16 protein-coding genes and 1 pseudogene are annotated in these 20048 nt (G+C 74.8%); 2 read left to right on the top strand and 15 right to left on the bottom strand.

Features of this window, described 5'->3' with window-relative positions:
- Positions 1-121: 121 nt before the first annotated feature.
- The 7 genes from topA to ACFVU3_RS10075 form a co-directional block, all read right to left on the bottom strand.
- Positions 122-2938: a type I DNA topoisomerase gene (gene topA / locus ACFVU3_RS10105; protein ID WP_390065298.1), complete on the bottom strand. Its 2817-nt coding sequence runs from the start codon at positions 2936-2938 to the stop codon at positions 122-124.
- A gap of 279 nt (positions 2939-3217) precedes the next feature.
- Positions 3218-3415, bottom strand: a complete 198-nt coding sequence (locus ACFVU3_RS10100) for a hypothetical protein (protein WP_390065296.1) — start codon at positions 3413-3415, stop codon at positions 3218-3220.
- A 183-nt stretch (positions 3416-3598) separates the two neighbouring features.
- Complete coding sequence (locus ACFVU3_RS10095) at positions 3599-5152, bottom strand: methyltransferase (RefSeq protein WP_390065294.1); 1554 nt, start codon at positions 5150-5152, stop codon at positions 3599-3601.
- A gap of 390 nt (positions 5153-5542) precedes the next feature.
- Entirely contained in the window at positions 5543-6193 is a 651-nt protein-coding gene (locus tag ACFVU3_RS10090; RefSeq protein ID WP_390065292.1) for a small secreted protein, read from the bottom strand.
- A gap of 162 nt (positions 6194-6355) precedes the next feature.
- A complete protein-coding gene (locus tag ACFVU3_RS10085; RefSeq protein WP_390065290.1) occupies positions 6356-8689 on the bottom strand; it encodes a sodium-translocating pyrophosphatase in 2334 nt (777 codons plus the stop codon).
- Positions 8690-8847: 158 nt separating this feature from the next.
- Positions 8848-9303 (bottom strand): ATP-binding protein, encoded by a 456-nt coding sequence (locus tag ACFVU3_RS10080; protein ID WP_390065288.1) that lies wholly within the window; start codon positions 9301-9303, stop codon positions 8848-8850.
- Between the two features lie 13 nt (positions 9304-9316).
- Positions 9317-9670: an STAS domain-containing protein gene (locus tag ACFVU3_RS10075; RefSeq protein ID WP_030749286.1), complete on the bottom strand. Its 354-nt coding sequence runs from the start codon at positions 9668-9670 to the stop codon at positions 9317-9319.
- An 80-nt stretch (positions 9671-9750) separates the two neighbouring features.
- On the opposite strand from ACFVU3_RS10075, the gene ACFVU3_RS10070 reads away from it, so the two are divergent.
- On the top strand, positions 9751-12432 hold the full coding sequence (locus ACFVU3_RS10070) for a DEAD/DEAH box helicase (RefSeq protein ID WP_390065286.1): 2682 nt from the start codon (positions 9751-9753) through the stop codon (positions 12430-12432).
- 40 nt (positions 12433-12472) lie between these two features.
- Here the strand turns inward: ACFVU3_RS10070 and ACFVU3_RS10065 are convergent.
- From ACFVU3_RS10065 to ssd, 7 genes and pseudogenes are all read right to left on the bottom strand, one after another.
- Positions 12473-12805, bottom strand: a pseudogene (locus ACFVU3_RS10065) (Rv3654c family TadE-like protein); the annotation flags it as partial.
- Positions 12802-13137: a TadE family type IV pilus minor pilin gene (locus ACFVU3_RS10060; protein ID WP_390065284.1), complete on the bottom strand. Its 336-nt coding sequence runs from the start codon at positions 13135-13137 to the stop codon at positions 12802-12804. The pseudogene ACFVU3_RS10065 and the gene ACFVU3_RS10060, both read right to left, overlap by 4 nt.
- 67 nt (positions 13138-13204) lie before the next feature.
- Positions 13205-13426 (bottom strand): DUF4244 domain-containing protein, encoded by a 222-nt coding sequence (locus ACFVU3_RS10055; protein ID WP_390065282.1) that lies wholly within the window; start codon positions 13424-13426, stop codon positions 13205-13207.
- 90 nt (positions 13427-13516) lie between these two features.
- Positions 13517-14353, bottom strand: a complete 837-nt coding sequence (locus ACFVU3_RS10050) for a type II secretion system F family protein (protein ID WP_390065280.1) — start codon at positions 14351-14353, stop codon at positions 13517-13519.
- The gene (locus tag ACFVU3_RS10045; protein WP_390065279.1) at positions 14343-15212 is read right to left on the bottom strand and encodes a type II secretion system F family protein; all 870 of its coding nucleotides are present in this window, start codon (positions 15210-15212) and stop codon (positions 14343-14345) included. Before ACFVU3_RS10045 ends, ACFVU3_RS10050 begins: the two co-directional genes overlap by 11 nt.
- Positions 15209-16414, bottom strand: coding sequence for a TadA family conjugal transfer-associated ATPase (locus tag ACFVU3_RS10040; protein WP_390065278.1), 1206 nt, complete (start codon positions 16412-16414; stop codon positions 15209-15211). The genes ACFVU3_RS10045 and ACFVU3_RS10040 overlap by 4 nt, the downstream gene beginning before the upstream one ends.
- Positions 16411-17541 (bottom strand): septum site-determining protein Ssd, encoded by a 1131-nt coding sequence (ssd, locus tag ACFVU3_RS10035; RefSeq protein WP_390065276.1) that lies wholly within the window; start codon positions 17539-17541, stop codon positions 16411-16413. Before ssd ends, ACFVU3_RS10040 begins: the two co-directional genes overlap by 4 nt.
- A 451-nt stretch (positions 17542-17992) precedes the next feature.
- Here ssd and ACFVU3_RS10030 point away from each other — a divergent pair, with 451 nt between their 5' ends.
- Complete coding sequence (locus tag ACFVU3_RS10030; protein WP_390065275.1) at positions 17993-18847, top strand: HAD family hydrolase; 855 nt, start codon at positions 17993-17995, stop codon at positions 18845-18847.
- 334 nt (positions 18848-19181) lie between these two features.
- Here ACFVU3_RS10030 and ACFVU3_RS10025 read toward each other — a convergent pair whose 3' ends face one another.
- Positions 19182-20000, bottom strand: coding sequence for an oxidoreductase (locus ACFVU3_RS10025; RefSeq protein ID WP_390065273.1), 819 nt, complete (start codon positions 19998-20000; stop codon positions 19182-19184).
- Positions 20001-20048 lie beyond the last annotated feature (48 nt).

Genomic DNA, 20048 nt, shown 5'->3' with positions numbered 1-20048 from the left:
GGGTCCACAGCCGAACAAACGTAGGAAGGGCGGGAGCCTCGCTCCCGCCCTTCCCCACCGTCCTTCCGGCGCGCCCCACCGTCCTTCCGGCGCGCGGCCGCTCCGGCCCGGCCGGCGCGGACTACTCCGGCTTGGCCGCCGCGGCCTTCTTCGCCGTGGTGGTCTTCTTGGCGGCCGTCGTGGTCTTCTTCGCCGCGGTCTTCTTGGCCGCGGTGGTCTTCTTCGCGGCCGTCTTCTTGGCCGCGGTCTTCTTCGCCGGGGCCTTCTTGGCGGTCTTCTTCGCCGGGGCCTTGGCGCGCTTCTCGGCGAGCAGCTCGTAGCCGCGCTCGGGCGTGATCGTCTCGACGCTGTCGCCGGTGCGCAGGGTCGCGTTGGTCTCGCCGTCGGTGACGTACGGGCCGAAGCGGCCGTCCTTGACGACCACGGGCTTCTCGCTGACGGGGTCGGTGCCGAGCTCCTTCAGCGGCGGCTTGGCGGCGGCCCGGCCCCGCTGCTTGGGCTGGGCGTAGATCGCCAGCGCCTCCTCCAGCGTGATGCTGAAGAGCTGGTCCTCGCTGGTCAGCGACCGCGAGTCGGTGCCCTTCTTGAGGTACGGGCCGTAGCGGCCGTTCTGCGCGGTGATCTCGACGCCCTCGGCGTCGGCGCCGACGACCCGCGGCAGCGACATGAGCTGGAGGGCCTCCTCCAGGGTGACCGTGTCCAGGGACATGGTCTTGAAGAGGGAGGCGGTGCGCGGCTTGACCGCGTTCTTGCCGGTCTTCGGGGTGTCCTCGGGGAGGATCTCGGTGACGTACGGGCCGTAGCGGCCGGCCTTGGCGACGATCTGGTGGCCGCTGACCGGGTCGGTGCCCAGCTCGAAGTCGCCGCTCGGCTTGGCGAGCAGCTCCTCCGCGTACTCCACCGTGAGCTCGTCGGGCGCGAGGTCCTCGGGGACGTCGGCCTTCTGGTAGCCCTCCTGCTCCCGCTCGCCGCGCTCGACGTAGGCGCCGTAGCGGCCGACGCGCAGCACGATGCCGTCGCCGACGGGGAAGGAGGAGATCTCGCGGGCGTCGATGGCGCCGAGGTCGGTGACGAGTTCCTTGAGGCCGCCGAGGTGGTCGCCGTCGCCGTTGCCCGCGTCGGCCGCGCCGCCGGACCCCTCGCCCTCGCCGAAGTAGAAACGCTTCAGCCACGGCACGGACTGGGCCTCGCCGCGCGCGATGCGGTCGAGGTCGTCCTCCATGCGGGCGGTGAAGTCGTAGTCGACGAGCCGGCCGAAGTGCTTCTCCAGCAGGTTGACCACGGCGAAGGAGAGGAAGGACGGCACGAGGGCCGTGCCCTTCTTGAAGACGTAGCCGCGGTCGAGGATGGTGCCGATGATCGAGGCGTACGTCGACGGGCGGCCGATCTCGCGCTCTTCCAGCTCCTTGACCAGGGTGGCCTCGGTGTAGCGGGCGGGCGGCTTGGTGGCGTGGCCGTCGGCGGTGATCTCCTCGGCGGCGAGCGCGTCGCCCTCGGCGACCTGCGGCAGGCGCCGCTCGCGGTCGTCGAGCTCCGCGTTCGGGTCGTCGGCGCCCTCGACGTACGCCTTCATGAAGCCGTGGAAGGTGATCGTCTTGCCGGAGGCCGAGAACTCGGCGTCGCGGCCGTCGGCGGAGGTGCCGCCGATCTTCACGGTGACCGAGTTGCCGGTGGCGTCCTTCATCTGGGAGGCGACGGTCCGCTTCCAGATGAGCTCGTACAGCTTGAACTGGTCGCCGGTCAGGCCGGTCTCGGCCGGGGTGCGGAAACGATCACCCGAAGGCCGGATCGCCTCGTGCGCCTCCTGCGCGTTCTTGACCTTGCCGGCGTAGACGCGCGGCTTCTCCGGCAGGTAGTCGGCGCCGTACAGCTGCGTCACCTGGGCGCGGGCCGCGGTGACGGCGGTGTCGGAGAGCACGGTGGAGTCCGTACGCATGTAGGTGATGAAGCCGTTCTCGTACAGCTTCTGCGCCACCTGCATGGTCGCCTTGGCACCGAAGCCGAGCTTGCGGCTGGCCTCCTGCTGGAGGGTGGTGGTGCGGAAGGGCGCGTACGGGGAGCGGCGGTACGGCTTCGACTCGACCGAGCGGACCGAGAAGCGGGTGTCGGCGAGGGAGGCGGCGAGCGCGCGGGCCTTCTCCTCGTCGAGGTGGAGCACGCTCTCGCTCTTCAGCCGTCCGTCGGCGCCGAAGTCACGGCCCTGCGCCACGCGCTTGCCGTCGACGGAGGCGAGGCGGGCGGTGAGGGACGAGGGGTCGCTGGGGTCGCCGGGGCGGCCGGTGGAGAAGGTGCCGGTGAGGTCCCAGTACTCGGCGGAGCGGAAGGCGATGCGCTCGCGCTCGCGCTCGACGACGAGCCGGGTGGCGACGGACTGCACGCGGCCGGCGGAGAGGCCGCGCATGACCTTCTTCCACAGGACCGGCGAGACCTCGTAGCCGTAGAGGCGGTCGAGGATGCGGCGGGTCTCCTGGGCGTCGACCATCCGCTTGTTCAGCTCGCGCGGGTTCCGCACGGCCTGCTGGATCGCGTCCTTGGTGATCTCGTGGAAGACCATCCGGTGGACGGGGACCTTGGGCTTGAGGACTTCCTGGAGGTGCCACGCGATGGCCTCGCCCTCGCGGTCCTCATCGGTGGCGAGGAAGAGCTCGTCGGACTCCGCCAGCAGGTCCTTGAGCTTCTTGACCTGCGCCTTCTTGTCGGCGTTGACGACATAGATGGGCTGGAAGTCGTGCTCGACGTCGACGCCGAGGCGGCGCACCTCGCCGGTGTACTTCTCCGGCACCTCGGCGGCGCCACTGGGGAGGTCACGGATGTGCCCGACGCTCGCCTCGACGACGTAGCCGGGGCCGAGGTAGCCCTTGATCGTCTTCGCCTTGGCAGGCGACTCGACGATGACGAGTCGGCGGCCGCCGTGTGCGGTCTCGCTGGTCGGGGACAACTTCGCTCTTCTCTCCGGTCGACACTCTCTAGGCCCGTACGGGCCCGTGCGGGCCAGGGGCTGGCCTGTACGGCGTGGCACGCACGGCAGCGCCACGGACGGTGACGCTCCCGTCGCTGCGGAGTGTGACGGTACAACCCGCCCCCGTGTCAAACGGCGAAAGCCCGCAACGGCCACTCGAACGGTAACCCGACTCCTGCCCTTCCTGCCGCCCGGACCGGCGGACCGGCGGGGCGACCGGGTGTGGAGCGCGTCTCAGCGAGTGGCTCGGGCGGCGGCTCAGAGGCGGCCGAAGCACCAGACGCCGAGGACGAGGAAGGCCGCCCCGGCGAGGCCCGCGAAGGCGGCGGCGGCCCGGGGGGCGACGCCGAGCGCGACGGGCTCGCCCTGCCGGACGCGGACCGTGGTCCACAGCAGCAGCGCGCCTCCGAACAGCGCGAACGCCGTTCCCGCGAAGATCGCCGGCCCGCTCTCCATGCCCGTACCCGCTTCCCGTCCCGCCGCCGTACCCGCGCGGTGTGTGTCCCCCGGAGGTGTCCTGGAAGGGAGGCTGACACCTCCCGGCGTCAGGGACGCGAATTCCGGGTGAACGACGCGGGCCGGGCCGTCCGGTTTCACGAAGATGGCCGGTAGTGCCCCACTACTCCGTCCCCCTCCTCCTTACTTCTCCTCCGCCGGAAGCAGGGACTCCGGGGTGAGGAAGCCCTCCTCGACGAGGAGCCGGATCGCCTGCGGGGTGCGGTCCCGCAGCAGCACCGGGTCCTCGCCCATGAGCTGGGCGATCGCGTCGAGGATCCGTCCTGCGCTGAGGGTGCCGTCGCAGACGCCCGCGAAACCGGCGCCCACGTGGTCGACCCGGGTGGCGCGGCGCATGCCCCGGTTCTGCCGGAGGACGACGTGCTCGGGGTCCTCCGCGCCGGGCAGCCCGACCTGCTCCTGGACGACCTCGGGGGCGAGGGTGAAGCTGTCCGCGAGCAGGGCCGCGTCGTCGCGGGTGCGGAGGTAGTCCTGGCGCTCGAAGTGGGCGCGGACGGCCGGGCCGAGCGGCTGCTCCACGGGGTGCGGCCACTCCTCGACCACGATCGACGGCTCGGCCTTCCCGGCCGCCACCGCCGGGTCGCGCCGCAGGGTGATCCAGCCGAAGCCGATCGACCGGGTCCCGCTCGCCTCGAAGGCGTCCAGCCAGCGGTCGTACGCCGCCCGGTACGCCTCCGGGTCGCCGCGGTGGTCGCCGCTGTCGCGCAGCCACAGCTCGGTGTACTGCGTGACGTCCTGCACCTCGCGCTGGACGATCCAGGCGTCGCAGCCGCGCGGCACCCAGGAGCGGAGCCGGTCCTGCCACTCCTCGCCGTCGACGTGCTGCCAGTTGGCGAGGAACTGGGCGTACCCGCCGTCGTTCAGCCGCTCCCCGGCCTGCCGCACGAGGGTGCGGCACAGGTCGTCGCCGCTCATCCCGCCGTCCCGGTAGGTGAGGCCGGCGCCGGGGGAGATCACGAACGGCGGGTTGGAGACGATCAGGTCGTACGTGTCGCCGTCGACCGGCTCGTAGAGCGAACCCTCCAGGAGTTCGGCCTCGCGGGCCCCGGAGAGGGCGAGCGTGAGCCGGGTGAAGTCCAGCGCCCGCGGGTTGAGGTCGGTGGCGGTGACCAGGGTGGCGTGCTGGGCGGCGTGCAGGGCCTGGATGCCGGAGCCGGTGCCGAGGTCGAGCGCGGCGGCGACCGGGGTGCGGACGGTGATGCCGGCGAGCGTGGTGGAGGCGCCGCCGACGCCGAGCACGACCCCCTCCTCCTTGCTGCCGATGCCGCCGGCGCCGCCGACGGCACAGCCCAGGTCGGAGACGATGAACCAGTCCTCGCCGTCCGGGCCGCCGTACGGCCGGACGTCGACGGTCGCCCGCACGGCGCCGGCCTCCTCGACCACCCAGCCGTCGGCCAGGGCCTCGTCGAGCGGGAGGGCGGCGGCGGCCCGGCCGGACTCGACGTCCCGCTGGAGCAGGAAGAGCCGGACGAGGGTCTCCAGCGGGGAGTCGCCGCGGGTGGCCCGCAGGGCGGGCACGGTCTCGCTGCGGGCGAGCGCCGCGTAGGCGGGGGCACCGAGCAGGTCGAGCAGACCGTCGGCGGTGAAGTCCGCGGCGAGCAGGGCCTCGCGCAGTCGGGCGGCGTGCGCGGGCACCGGAAGGCTGGTGGTCAGGCTGGTCGTACTCACGCGTCCCATTGTGACCGCCACCCCCGACAGCCCGAGCACCGACAGTCCGAGCGGAACGGTCCGGACGTGACCGGTCCGGACGTGGCCGGTCCGGACGTGGCCGGTCCGGGGGCGAGTGGTGCTGGGGCGGGCGATTCCGGGGGCGAGCGGTACGGATGCTGACGGTCCGCCACTGTGCGGTCCGCGGGGCCGGGCAGGGGCGGAACGCCCGTACGGCGGCACGCCCGTACGGCGGCACGCCCGTACGGCGGCACGCCCGTACGGCGGCACGCCCGTACGGCGGCACGCCCGTACGGCGGCACACCCGTGGGCCGGGTGCCTCGCGGCACGGCGGCGCGCCGATGCGGCCGCCGCGGCGGGCGGCCGTATCGGCGCGGACGGGGGCGAGGCGCCGGGGTGTTACTCCGCGGAGGCCGAAGCCTTGGGCTTCGGGGACGCGGAGGCGGTCGGCGTCGCCGTGGCGCCCGCCTTCGGGGAGGCGGAGCCGGACGGCGACTTCGGCACCGACGGGGTCGGCTTCTGGCAGCCCGGCTGCTTGGCCATGGCCTGGCCGAGCTCGCCGTCCTCCAGGTTGGCCAGCGCGTTCTGGTCCATCTTCTCGATCTTGGTGAGGCCGTCGGCGACGTCCTTCAGCCCCTCGGCGAACTTCTGCTGGTTCGTCGGGTCGAGCGCGTCGACCTGCTTCTTCAGCCCGTCGTAGGCGACGGCGGTCGCGTTGAGCTCCGCGACGACGTCCTTCTGGATCTTCTCGCCGTTCTCGACCGGCGGGACGCCGGAGCTCTCCACGGCCTTGGCCAGCGCCCGGTCGGCGTCCGCGATGTCCTTGAACGCCTTGGAGTCCGCGGCCTGGATCTCCGCCGGACGGCTGTCCGCCGCGGTCGAGATGATGATCTGGTGGGCGTCGGCCCGCTTCTGGATCTGCGGCTTCGCCTGGTCGCAGAACGACTTGGCCCAGTCGTTGACCTTGTCGCCCTCGTCGTCGCTGCAGCCGGACAGCACGAGCACCAGTACCGCACCGCCGGACAGCGCTGCCGCAAGCTTCTTGTTCACCGGATCGGTCCCTTCCAAGACTCTCGGCCCCGGAACATACACGCCGCACGGGTGACTTCCACCTTTCGTACGATGGATTCCTCCCGTGTTGAATCCGTTTGAACCAAGCGCCACCGGGCCTCCGGGCGGCTCGCGCGCCCCGGAAGTGAGACGGACGCCACGTCAGGCGACGGCCACCGGACGCCGTTGGGAGACGCCCACCGCGACCGCCACGACGAGCAGCGCCAGGACCGCGATCCCGGCCCGCGCCCAGGCGTTCTCGTCCTCCCCGTACCCGAAGCGCACCACCGCCGGGGCGATCAGCAGCGCCACCAGGTTCATCACCTTCAGGAGCGGGTTGATGGCCGGCCCCGCGGTGTCCTTGAACGGATCGCCCACGGTGTCGCCGATCACCGTCGCCTCGTGCGCCGGACTGCCCTTCCCGCCGTGGTGACCGTCCTCGACCAGCTTCTTCGCGTTGTCCCAGGCGCCGCCGGAGTTGGCGAGGAAGACCGCCATCAGCGCGCCGGTGCCGATCGCCCCGGCGAGGTACGCCCCGAGCGGGCCGACGCCGAGCGCGAACCCGACGGCGACCGGGGCGAGAACGGCGAGCAGCCCGGGGGTGGCGAGTTCGCGCAGCGCGTCCTTGGTGCAGATGTCGACGACCCGCCCGTACTCGGGGGTCTCGGTGCCGTCCATGATCCCGGGATGCTCGCGGAACTGCCGCCGCACCTCGTACACCACCGAACCGGCCGACCGGGAGACCGCGCTGACGGCCAGTCCGGAGAAGAGGAAGACGACGGCGGATCCGAGGATCAGCCCGACGAGGTTGTTGGGCTGGGAGATGTCCATGGAGAGGGTCAGCTCGCCGGCCTTCGCGCCGACCTCGGCGACCGAGGTGGCGATGGCGTCCCGGTACGAGCCGAAGAGCGCCGCGGCGGCGAGGACGGCGGTCGCGATCGCGATGCCCTTGGTGATCGCCTTGGTGGTGTTGCCGACGGCGTCCAGCTCGGTGAGGACCTGCGCGCCGGCACCCTGGACGTCCCCGGACATCTCGGCGATGCCCTGCGCGTTGTCGGCGACCGGGCCGAAGGTGTCCATGGCGACGATCACGCCGACCGTGGTGAGCAGCCCCGTCCCCGCGAGTGCGACCGCGAACAGCGCCAGCATCACGGAGGCGCCGCCGAGGAGGAAGGCCCCGTAGACGGAGAGGGCGATGAGCAGCGCCGCGTAGACGGCGGACTCCAGGCCGATGGCGACGCCGGCGAGGACGACGGTGGCGGGGCCGGTGAGCGCGGAGCGGCCGATGTCCTGGACCGGCCGCCGGCCGGTCTCGGTGAAGTAGCCGGTGAGCCGCTGGATGAGCGCGGCGAGCAGGATCCCGATGGCGACGGCGACCAGCGCGAGGACCCGCGGGTCGCCGTCGTGGCCGGTCAGCCCCGGTTCGGTGACACCGGCGAGCCCGGCGTAGGACGACGGCAGGTAGACCAGGGCGGCGACCGCGACGAGGGCCAGCGAGACGACCGCGGAGACGAAGAAGCCGCGGTCGACGGCGCGCATCCCGCCGCGGTCGGAGCGCCGGGGCGCGACGGCGAGGATGCCGATCACGGCGGTCAGGACGCCGATCGCGGGCACGATCAGCGGGAAGACCAGGCCGTGGTCGCCGAAGGCCGCCTTGCCGAGGATGAGGGCGGCGACCAGGGTGACGGCGTACGACTCGAAGAGGTCGGCGGCCATGCCGGCGCAGTCCCCGACGTTGTCGCCCACGTTGTCGGCGATGGTGGCGGCGTTGCGCGGGTCGTCCTCGGGGATGCCCTGCTCGACCTTGCCGACCAGGTCGGCGCCGACGTCGGCGGCCTTGGTGAAGATGCCGCCGCCGACCCGCATGAACATGGCGATGAGGGCGGCGCCCAGGCCGAAGCCCTCCAGGACCTTGGGCGCGTCGGCGGCGTAGACGAGGACGACGCAGGCGGCGCCGAGCAGCCCCAGGCCGACCGTGGACATGCCGACGACCCCCCCGGTCCGGAAGGCGATCCGCATGGCCCTGTGGGCGGCCTCGGCGGGGTCGCGGCCGGGTGCGCCGGGGGTCGGCGCGGCCTCCCTCGCGGCCGCCGCGACCCGGACGTTGGCCCGGACCGCGAGCCGCATCCCGACGTATCCGGTGGCCGCCGAGAACAGGGCGCCGACCAGGAAGAACAGCGAACGGCCGGCCCGCTGCGACCAGGAGTCGGCGGGCAGCGCCATGAGGAGGAGGAAGACGACGACGGCGAACAGGCCGATGGTGCGCAGCTGGCGGGCGAGGTAGGCGTTGGCGCCCTCCTGCACGGCGGCGGCGATCCGTCGCATCGCCGGGGTGCCCTCGTCGGCCTTGAGCACCTGGCGGCCGAAGAGCCGCGCGGTGACCAGTGCGGCGAGGGCGACACCGGCGACGACGGCGACGATCGTCCGGTTCCCGCTGGTGAGCACCGCCGCGGCGAGGGCGGCGGGGGCCTGGGCCAGTTCCGGTTGCGGGTGCATGGGCACGGATCATAGGCATCCGAAGCAGGACAAACCGGCTTCCGCAGGCTCCACCCCGCCGGAATCCATCGATTGCCCCGAGGGGGTACGCGCAAAGGGAAGAGGCCCTGCCGTGCGGCAGGGCCTCTTCCCTCATGGGTCCGTCGCGGGGGCGCGGGTCAGGACAGGACGTCCGCGTCCGCCTCCGCGGGGGCGGTGGGCCAGCTCATCCGGATGGTGCCGCCGTCCTCGCCGGCGGTCACCTCGACGTCGTCGACGAGCCCGCGGATCACCGCGAGACCCATCTCGTCCTCGCCGTCGGCGTCGCCGTCCTCCGCGGGGGCCTCGGCCCGCGCGCCGGGAACACCGGCGGCCGCACCCGCACCGGGCACCTCGTCACCGACCTCGATGGAGAACGTCTTCTCCTCCTCGGTCAGCACGACCCGGATGGGCGTGGTGACGCCGTTGCTGCGGTGCAGCCCGACCGCACGGGAACACGCCTCGCCGACGGCGAGCCGCACCTCGTCGAGGACCGCCTCGTCCACCCCGGCCCGGCGGGCGACCGCGGCCGCCACCAGGCGGGCCGTACGGACGTGCTCGGGCTGGGCGCTGAAGCGGAGTTCAACGGTGGCCATGGGATCCCCCCGGTCAGTCGACCGCGTTGACGGCCTCGTCGACCGACGTGTGGATCGGGAAGACCTTGGTGAGGCCCGTGATCCGGAAGATCTTGAGAATGCGCTCCTGGTTGCAGACCAGGCGCAGCGAGCCCTCGTGGGCGCGCACGCGCTTCAGGCCGCCCACGAGCACGCCGAGGCCGGTGGAGTCGAGGAAGTCCACTCCCTCCATGTCGACGACCAGGTGGTAACTGCCGTCGTTCACCAACTCGACCAACTGCTCGCGCAGCTTGGGCGCGGTATAAACATCAATCTCGCCACCGACCTCGACGACCGTACGGTCGCCGCCAGCTCCGGGCACAGTGCGAGTCGACAGGGACAGGTCCACGGATCCTCCAGCACCTTGCTATCGGGCGTTCGCCCCCTCGGATCTCCCGGACGGAGTCGGAGAACGAATCGCCAGCCGCGATGGCATTCAATCACTTACCAGCAGCCATGCACGACGCCTTGGAAGCATTGTCCGTCACGCCGGTGACACACTCGGTGCCGATGGCCAAGAATCAGCGCACCGCTCGACCCGCCGGAGACACGGGCAGCCGCCCTTCCCCGCACCGGGTCCTCGAACGGCTCGCCTCCGGCGAGAGCCGGGCCGCGCGCATCACTCATATGGAGCACATGCCCGCCCGGACGGGCCGCCATGCCGTCTGGCCGGACCGCATCCGTTCCGAGGTGATCGCCGCGGTCCAGGACGCCGGCATCGAGCACCCCTGGGCCCACCAGGCCGAGGCGGCCGAGCACGCCCTCGACGGCGAATCCGTGGTGATCGCCACAGGAACCGCCTCGGGCAAGTCGCTCGCCTACCTCGCCCCCGTCCTCTCCGCCCTCCTCGACGGCGCGGAGGCCGCGAACGGGCGCGGCGCGACCGCCCTGTACCTCTCCCCCACCAAGGCCCTCGCCGCCGACCAGCGCCGGGCCGTCCGCGAGCTCGCCGCCCCGCTCGGCAACCGGATCCGGCCCGCCGTCTACGACGGCGACACCCCGGTCGAGGAGCGCGAGTGGGTCCGCCAGTACGCGAACTACGTCCTCACCAACCCCGACATGCTGCACCGGGGCATCCTGCCCTCCCACCCCCGGTGGTCCTCCTTCCTGCGCTCCCTGCGCTACGTCGTCATCGACGAGTGCCACACCTACCGGGGCGTCTTCGGCTCCCACGTGGCCCAGGTCCTGCGCCGGCTGCGCCGGATCTGCGCCCGGTACGGCTCCGAGCCGGTCTTCCTCCTCGCCTCCGCCACCTCCGCCGACCCGGCCCGCGCCGCCGGCCGGCTCACCGGCCTGCCCGTCACCGAGGTCTCCGACGACGCCTCCCCGCGCGGCGAGCTCGTCTTCGCCCTCTGGGAGCCGCCCCTCACCGAGCTCCAGGGCGAGCGCGGCGCCCCGGTCCGCCGCACCGCCACCGCAGAGACCGCCGACCTGCTCACCGACCTCACCCGGCAGGGCGTCCGTTCGGTCGCCTTCGTCCGCTCCCGGCGCGGCGCCGAACTGATCTCGGTGATCGCCCAGGAACGGCTCGCCGAGACCGACCGGGCGCTCGCCCGGCGGGTCGCCGCCTACCGGGGCGGCTACCTGCCCGAGGAGCGGCGCGCCCTGGAGCGGGCCCTGCACTCCGGGGAGCTCCTCGGCCTCGCCGCCACCACCGCCCTGGAGCTGGGCGTGGACGTCTCCGGCCTCGACGCCGTCCTCATCGCCGGCTACCCCGGCACCCGGGCCTCCCTGTGGCAGCAGGCCGGCCGGGCGGGCCGCTCCGGCGAGGGCGCCCTCGCCGTCCTGATCGCCCGCGACGACCCGCTGGACACCTTCCTCGTCCACCACCCCGAGGCGATCTTCGACCAGCCGGTCGAGTCGACCGTCCTGGACCCCGACAACCCGTACGTCCTCGCCCCCCATCTGTGCGCCGCCGCGTCCGAGCTCCCGCTCACCGAGGCCGACCTGGCCCTCTTCGGCCCCGCCGCGCCCGGCCTCATGCCCCAGCTGGAGGCGGCCGCGCTGCTGCGCCGCCGCGCCGGCGGCTGGTACTGGACCCGCCGCGAGCGGGCCGCCGACCTCGCCGACATCCGGGGCGGCGGCGGCAGCCCGGTCCGGATCGTCGAGGAGGGCACCGGCCGGCTCCTCGGCACGGTCGACGAGGCCGCCTCCCACACCGCCGTCCACGAGGGCGCCGTCCACCTCCACCAGGGCCGCACCTACCTGGTCAGGAAGCTGGACCTGGAGGACTCCGTCGCCCTCGTCGAGGAGGCCGTCCCGCCGTACTCGACCGTCGCCCGCGACACCACCTCCATCCGCGTCCTGGAGACCGACACCGAGATCCCCTGGGGCTCGGGCCGCCTCTGCTACGGCTCCGTCGAGGTCACCAACCAGGTCGTCTCCTTCCTGCGCCGCCGGCTCATCACGGGCGAGGTGCTGGGCGAGACCAAGCTCGACCTGCCGCCCCGCACCCTGCGCACCCGGGCCGTGTGGTGGACGGTCACCGAGGACCAGCTCGACGCCGCCCGGATCACCCCGGAGATCCTCGGCGGCGCCCTGCACGCCGCCGAGCACGCCTCCATCGGCATGCTGCCGCTCTTCGCCACCTGCGACCGCTGGGACATCGGCGGCGTATCCGTCCCGCTCCACCCGGACACCCTGCTGCCGACCGTCTTCGTGTACGACGGGCATCCGGGCGGCGCCGGGTTCGCCGAGCGCGCCTTCCACACCGCCCGGGCCTGGCTCACCGCCACCCGCGAGGCGATCGCCTCCTGCGAGTGCGAGGCAGGCTGCCCCTCCTGCATCCAGTCCCCCAAGTGCGGCAACGGCAACGACCCCCTCCACAAACGAGGCGCCGTCCGCCTCCTCACCGAACTCCTCCGCCCACCCCCTCCCCGGACCGAACCACCTGCGACGCCCCCACTGCCGGAGGAGGAAGCGCCGGGGGAGGCATCGCCGGAGGAGGAAGCGCCGGGGGAGGAAGCGCTGGAGGAACTGACGGCAGAGGCATCGCCGGAGGAGGAACCGACGGCAGAGGAATCGCCGGGCCAGGTCCCGCCGGGTCGGGTCCCGCCCGGCCAGGCACCGCCGGAGGAGGCGCCGCCGGGCCGGGTCCCGCCCGGGCTCTGACCGTCGGGGCCCAGGCCCCGACGGTCACCCTCGCCGTCACCTCCGCCTCCGCGCCGGTCACCGCGCACCGCACCACCTCGGCCCCCTGGGCGGCGGCGACCCGGGCGGCCGCCGCGCACGCCTCCACCGCGCCCCACAGGGCCCGGTCGGCGGCGGCGAGGGCCGCGAGGTCGGCGGCTCCGCCCGCCCGGTGCCGCACCGCCACCGCCTGCCCCAGCGCCAGCACCGCCCCGAAGACCACGCAGAGCGCGCAGGCCGCGATGGCCGTCCACACGGTCGCGACCCCCCGGTCACCGCCCCCGCACCGCACCCCGGGCCGCCCCACCAGGGCGCCGGCCCGGCGCCCCGTGTCCCGCCCCGTGTCCCGCCTCATGCCGCGCCACCTCCCCCGACCGCGTCCTCGGCGAGCGCCGCGGCCCCGGCCCGCAGGGTCACGCCCAGGCCGGCCGGTCCCGGCGCGGCCGCCCGCACCGTCACCCGCCACAGCTCTCCCTCCCGTACGACCTCCACCCGGGCGCCCTCGGGCGCGGCGGCGCGGGCGGCGGCCGCCACGGCCTCCGGGGGCTCCGAGCGGGCCGCCGCCCGGGCCCCGGCCCTGGCCGCGTCCACGCAGCGGATCTGCGCGGCGGACGCGGCCAGCGCCCAGAGCAGCGCCATCGCGAAGAGCACGAGCACCGGCAGCACGATCGCCGCCTCCACGGTCACGGAGCCCCGGTCACCCGGTCCTCCGGGCGCGCCCCGGGCCCGGAGGCGGGCCCGGTTCCGGCCTGCCTCAGAACGGCCCATCGAGGGCCTTCGTGACCATCGACTCCAGGGCGCCCGAGACGCTCGCGCCCGTCATGACCTTGTAGAACATCACCGCGACGCCGGCCGCGGTGAGCAGGCCGAGCGCGTACTCGACGGTGCTCATCCCGGTGTCGGTCCGCAGCGCCTTCCGCCGGGTCGCCCAGAACGCCCCCAGCGCCTTCCGCGCCCACCTGTACGTCGTTCCCATCTCCGTCTTCCCTTCCGTTCCTCGCACGTGTCCTCCTGGCCTGTCCCGTCCTGTCACGCCCTGTCCCGTCCGGACCTGCCCCGCCCGCGCTCAGCGGCCGAGCAGGCCCGACGCCAGGCCGATCACCACCGGGGCCACCCCGACCGCGAGGAACGCGGGCAGGAAGCAGAGCCCCACGGGAGCGCTGATCAGCACCTGGGCCCGGCGGGCCCGGGCGGCGGCGGTGCGGGCGCTCGCCGCCCGCAGCCCGGCCGCGTGCCGGGCCACGGCGTCCGCGGCGGGCGCCCCTGAGGCGCCGGCCCGCTCCATGCAGCGGGCGAGCCCCTCTGCGCCCGGTATCGCGCCGAACCTCCCCCACACCTCGGCCGGTTCGCCGCCGAGCCGCAGTTCGGCGGCGGTCCGCAGCAGCCGCTCGCCGAGCGGTCCGCCCAGCGACCGCCCCACGGCCTCCGCAGCCTCCCCCGGCCCGGCCCCGGCCGAGGCGCAGGCCGCCAGCAGATCGGCCGCCTCCGGCAGCTGCCGCACCGCCTCGCGGTCCACGGCCGGCGCCCGGGCGGCTCCGGCCCGCCGCAGCCACCACCGGGCGGCGAGGACACCGCCCGCGCCCGCCGCGAGCGCCGCCGGCCACCCGAGGAACATCCCCGCGCCGAGCACGCCCCCGACGACCGCGCCCCGCACCGGCCCCGGCACCTCCCGCAGTCCGGCCGCCGCACGGTCCCAGGCCCCTCGCCCGGCGGGACGCCCGCCGAGCCGCCCGAACCGCCCGAGCCGCCCCGTGCCGCCGTCCCGGCCGGGCGCCGCCAGGACGCCGAGCCGTCGGCGGGTGTCCCGCTCCCGCCGGGCCCGCGCCAGCCGGAGCCAGGCCCGGCCGAGCAGCCAGCAGGCCAGGAACACCAGCGGGGCCGATTCCGTCAGTTCACTCCGCATCGCCGCCGCCTCCCCGCACGATCCGCGCGGCCCACCACAGGCCGACCGCCTCCAGCCCGCACCCCAGGAGGAGGCAGGCCACGCCGGCGGGCGTGTGGAGCAGGACCCGCAGCGGCTCAGCGCCCATGGCCGCGCCCATGCCGATCCCGGCCACCGGCAGGGCGGCGAGCACGGCCACCGTGGCCCAGGCCCCGGCCAGTTCGGCCCGCAGTCCTTCGCGGCGCTCGTGCCGCTCGCGCAGGGCCGCCTCCAGCCGGTCGAGCCCGGCCGCGAGCCCCGCCCCGCCGTCGACGGCCACCTGCCAGCAGGCCGCCAGGCCCGCGAGCCCCTCGGCGCCCTCCCGGCGGGCCGCCGTCCGCAGGGCCTCCGGCACGTCGCCGCCGAAGCCGACCGCGGCGAGCACCCGCGCCTCCTCCGGGCCGAGGGCACCGGTGCGGCGGGCCGCGTAGGCGAGGGCCGGGCCCGGCTGCCGGCCGGCTCTCAGCTCCCCGCCCGCGGTCTCGCACAGCGCCACCACCCGCCCGGCCAGCGCCTCGCGCTCCTTGCGCCGGCGGGCCGCCCCCAGCCGGCCCCGCGCCAGAGGCACGGCCAGGGCACCGGCCACCAGCGGCAGCGGCGACTCCCCGAGCAGCGCGATCAGCCCGGCGGCGGGCAGGCACAGCCACTCGGGCCGCCCCCGGGCCGCCGCCCACCAGCGCGCCGCCGTCTCCCGGCCGGGTCCGCCGCTCCCGGGCGCCGCGCCAGGCCCGCGGAGCAGGGCCGCCGCCCTGCGGGACGCCCGGCGGGTGCCGGTCGCCCGCCGGAGGGCGAGCAGACAGCTCGCGGCCACGCAGAGCGCGGAGAACCGCTCGGCCGTCACGGGGCACCGCCCACGAGCGCGCGCAGCCGGGGCCAGCCCCGCTCCCGCTCGAACCCGTCCGGGCCCCAGCGGAGCGCGGGCACCGTCCGCACCAGGCCGGCCCGGTCCCGCTCCAGCACATGGACCTCGGCGATCCGGCGCCGTCCGCCGCGGTCCCTCACCAGGTGCACCACGGCGGACAGCCCGGCGCCCAGCTGGCTGTGCAGGGCGGCCCGGTCGAGCCCCGCGGCCGTGCCGAGCGCTTCGAGCCGGGCGGGGACGTCGGCGGCGGTGTTGGCGTGAAGAGTCCCCGAGCCGCCTTCGTGGCCGGTGTTCAGGGCCGCCAGGAGATCGACGGCCTCGCCGCCGCGGACCTCGCCGACCACGAGCCGGTCGGGCCGCATCCGCAGGGCCTGGCGGACCAGGTCCCGGAGGGTGACCAGCCCGGCGCCCTCCTGGTTCGGCGGCCGGGCCTCCAGGCGGACCACATGGGGGTGGTCGGGGCGCAGCTCGGCCGAGTCCTCGGCGAGGACGATCCGCTCCCGCTCCCCGACGAGGCCGAGCAGGGCCGCGAGGAGGGTCGTCTTGCCCGTGCCGGTGCCGCCGCTGACCAGGTACGACACCCGGGCCTCGATCAGCGCGCGCAGGACCCGGTCGCCGTCCGGCGGCACGGTCCCGGCCGCGGTCAGCTCGTCCAGGGTGAAGGCCCGGGGGCGCATCACCCGCAGCGAGAGGCAGGTGGAGCCGACGGCGACCGGCGGGAGGACCGCGTGCATGCGGGTGCCGTCGGGCAGCCGCGCGTCCACCCAGGGCCGGGCGTCGTCGAGGCGGCGCCCGGCCACCGCGGCGAGGCGCTGGGCGAGCCTGCGGACGGCGGCGGCGTCGGGGAAGACGACGGGCGCCCGCTCCAGGCCGGCGCCCCGGTCGACCCACACCCGGTCGGGCGCGGAGACGAGGACGTCGGTCACGTCGGGGTCGGCCAGCAGGGCCTCCAGCGGTCCGGCGCCGGTCAGTTCGCAGCGCAGTTCCTCCGCGGCGCCCAGCACCTCGGCGTCCCCGAGCAGCCGCCCCTGGGCGCGCAGGGCGGCCGCCACCCGGGCCGGGGTCGGCTCGGCGCCGCTCGCCGCGAGCCGCTGCCGCACGGCGTCGAGGAGTCCGGCGCCGCCCGGCCGCCCGACCGGGACCGCCGTCGTCCCGGTCTCCGTCGTGCCCGTCCCCGTCATGCCGCACCTCCGGCGGGCAGCGCGCGCTCCCAGAAGGCGGCGCAGAAGCGGCCGAGCGGTCCCCGGGGCTGGGCGCCCGGTGGGGCGCCCGCGTCCTGGTCGGTCACGATGCCGGGGTCGTAGGGGAGTTCGCCGGCGAGCGGCAGCCGCAGCGCGTCGGCGACCCAGCGCTCGTCGAGCCCCGCCGCGTACGGCCCCCGGACCACGGCCCGCAGGTCGCGCACGAGCAGGGAGAGGGTGGCGGTGATCCGGTGGGCGGCCGCGACCGCCCGCAGTTCTCCGGGGACGACGAGGAGGCCGAGGTCGAGCTGGGCGAGGGCCTCGGCCCCGGCCTCGTCGACGGCGCGCGGCAGGTCGACCACGACGACCCCGCCCCGGCGGCGGGCCGCGGCGAGCACGGAGCGGACCGCCTCGGGCGGCACGGCACCGGTGGGCTCCCGGCCCCAGCTGAGCACCCGCACGCCCCGGGCGGCGGGCAGCGACGCCTCCAGCGCCCCGCCGGCCAGGCGCCCCTTGGAGGCCGCGAAGTCGCCCCAGCGCCGGCCCGCCTCCCGCTCGGCGCCGAGCAGCACGTCGAGCCCTCCGCCCAGCGGGTCGCCGTCGACGAGCAGGGTCCGCCGGCCGGCGCGTGCGGCGGCGAGCGCGAGCCCGCAGGCGAGGGTGGAGGCCCCGGCCCCGCCCCGCCCGCCGACGACGCCGACGGTCAGCGCGGTCCGGCCGACGCCCTCGGCGGCGTCCGCGATCCGGTCGACGAGCACGGACTCGGCCCCCGGCAGGCGCAGGACGCTGTCGGCGCCGACCTCGACGGCGAGCCGCCACACCGCAGGATCGTCCTGGGCGCGCCCGACGAGGACCACTCCGGGCCGGCGGGTGGCGCCCCGGCAGCGGGCCGCCGCGTCCTCGCCGACCAGGACGAGCGGAGGGTCGGTCCAGCTCGCCCGCCGCTCGGGCACCCGGTGATGGACCTCGGGCTCGACGCCGGCCGCGGCGCACAGGCGCAGCAGGTCGTCGAGGAGGACGACGTCCTCGGTGACGATCAGCGGGCCGGGCCCGCGCACCCCTTCCCCGTCCCGCGCCGGGTCCCCGTGCTCCGCTCCGCCCGTGCGGGAAGCCGTCGGCTCCTGCATCGCGCACACCCCTCTCGTGATTCCTTGCCGGCCGCGAACTTCGCGCCGGGAATCACCGTGAGGCCGCCGGGGAAATCGTGCGGAGCCCACCGAAAAACTGTGGACAATCCACCGCCTGTGAATATCTCGACCACCCGCCCGAGGGCTGCCCGGAACGCAGTCCACCGGCTACTCTGAGTGACGAAGCGAGAGATCGCCGGGCCGGGGGCGGCCGGATGTACGGCGACACGAGAGAGGGGAGCGAGCGATGGCTCAGCGCGTGAAAACGGCTCCGGACATGCGACGACCCCCGCCGGGGGGGAGAGCGGGGGTCGTCTTTCCGGCCGACTCGGGGGGGGAGGAGCCGGACCGGGTTAGCACGGTCGCGAACGATCCGTGACTTCCATGGTGTACCCGAGAGCCTTCTCAGGCAAACCCACGCGCCCCAGCGTACGCCGAATGGCGGGCACCTATGCTCAGCGTTGTGGAAAACCACTCCTTGCCGCGCACAGCCGCCTTCTTTGACCTGGACAAGACGGTCATTGCGAAGTCATCGACGCTGACCTTCAGCAAGTCCTTCTACCGGGGCGGACTGATCAGCCGCCGTGCCGCCCTGCGGACGGCCTACATCCAGTTCGTGTTCCTGGTCGGCGGGGCCGATCACGACCAGATGGAGCGGATGCGCGAATATCTTTCCGCGCTCTGCAAAGGCTGGAACGTGGCCCAGGTCAGGGAACTCGTCGCCGAGACCCTGCACGACCTGATCGACCCGATCATCTACGACGAGGCCGCCTCCCTCATCGAGGAACACCACGCCGCCGGCCGCGACGTCGTGATCGTGTCCACCTCCGGTGCCGAGGTGGTCGAGCCGATCGGGGAGATGCTCGGGGCCGACCGGGTCGTCGCCACCCGGATGGTGGTCGGCGAGGACGGGTGCTTCACCGGTGAGGTGGAGTACTACGCCTACGGCCCGACCAAGGCCGAGGCCGTCCGCGAGCTGGCGAAGTCGGAGGGGTACGACCTCTCCCGCTGCTACGCCTACAGCGACTCGGCGACCGACATCCCCATGCTGGAGGCCGTCGGGCACCCGTACGCGGTCAACCCGGACCGGACGTTGCGCCGCGAGGCGGTGGCCCGGGAGTGGCCGGTGCTGGTGTTCGACCGGCCGGTGCGGCTCAAGCAGCGGCTGCCGGCGTTCCGGATGCCGCCGCGTCCGACGCTCATGGCCGCGGCGGCCGTGGGCGCGGCGGCGGCCACCGCGGGGCTGGTCTGGTACGCCACCCGCCGGCGTCACCGGGCCTCCGCGACCGCCCTCGCGGGGCACTGACCGCTTGTCCCGGTTTCGGGCGATCCGGAAAGAGCGCAAAGAAGCGGAGCCACCACTTTCGCTTACCGGCGGACAGGAGTAGAAAGGAATCAGGCCCGCGAGACCTGGGACATCCGAGAGGATCACCTGTTGAGCATCAAGGCCCCACGGACCTGACGCACAAAAACCTGGCACCCACGCGACGTCGACCCGTCGATTACGGGCCAGCCGCACCAGGCGAAGGGCAAAGCAACCCCGCCTGATGGGCACATATCGAGGACGCTTGGTAACTGGGTGGACGTGCCAGCGGCGGTACTGATCCTTGGTACCGCCGCAACCCATGTCCGGGGGTGTGTCAGGCAGCGCCGCGCTGGAGCGCCTCGCAGACCGCGGTCGACTCCCGGACGCCGAGTTCCACCGCCCGCCCGCAGTGCGCGATCCACGCGCCGACGCCCTCCGGGGTGCCGGTGAGGTACCCCTCGAAGGCGGCCGCGTAGGCGGCCCGGCCCTGCTCCGCGTGGCCGACCTCGGCGGGGCAGATGCCCTTCGGGTCGAGGCCGCTCCCCTCCAGCACGATCCGCTCGGCGGTCCGGGCGACGAGACCGTTGTGCGAGGTGAAGGGGCGCAGGGCGAGCAGTTCGCCGTGGACCACGGCGGAGACGACGAGCGCCGGGGCCTCGCTGTCCGCGACGACCAGCTCCGCGAGGCCCTCCAGGCGGGCGGCGACCTCGTCGGGGCTCGGCAGGGGGGCCTCGATCAGCGGCTCGGTGACGGTCTCGCCGGCCTGGCGGGGGCGGCCCGTCGAGTCCTCGTGCTCGCCGGCGGCGACCAGGTGCAGGCGGGCCAGCACCCGGAGCGGCGACTGGCGCCAGATGGAGAGCAGTTCGCCCGCCTCGGCGCTCAGGCGGAGGGCGGCGCCGACGGTGCGGGCCTCGGGGTCGGCGCTGAAGTCGGTCCGGCGGCGGACCTCCTCCAGAGCCCAGTCGGCGCCGGCCAGCGCGGCCGAGCCGCGGGCGCCGCGGAGCGCAGCCTCGTGGGCGATCTCGTTGCTGCGGCGGCGCATCACGCGGTGGCCGTAGACCCGGTCGACGGCCTTGCGTACGGAGTCCACCGCGTCGGCGACGCCCGGCAGGGTGCCGAGGGCGGCCAAGGGGTCAGAGGCGTGCGTACTCATAGGTAGGGAGGCTACGCGCCCCCGGGGCCCGCCCCACGAAGGAGTGGT

It is taken from the genome of Streptomyces sp. NPDC058052, from assembly GCF_042885515.1.
Classification (GTDB): domain Bacteria; phylum Actinomycetota; class Actinomycetes; order Streptomycetales; family Streptomycetaceae; genus Streptomyces.
This window is presented reverse-complemented; position numbering and strand designations above follow the sequence as displayed.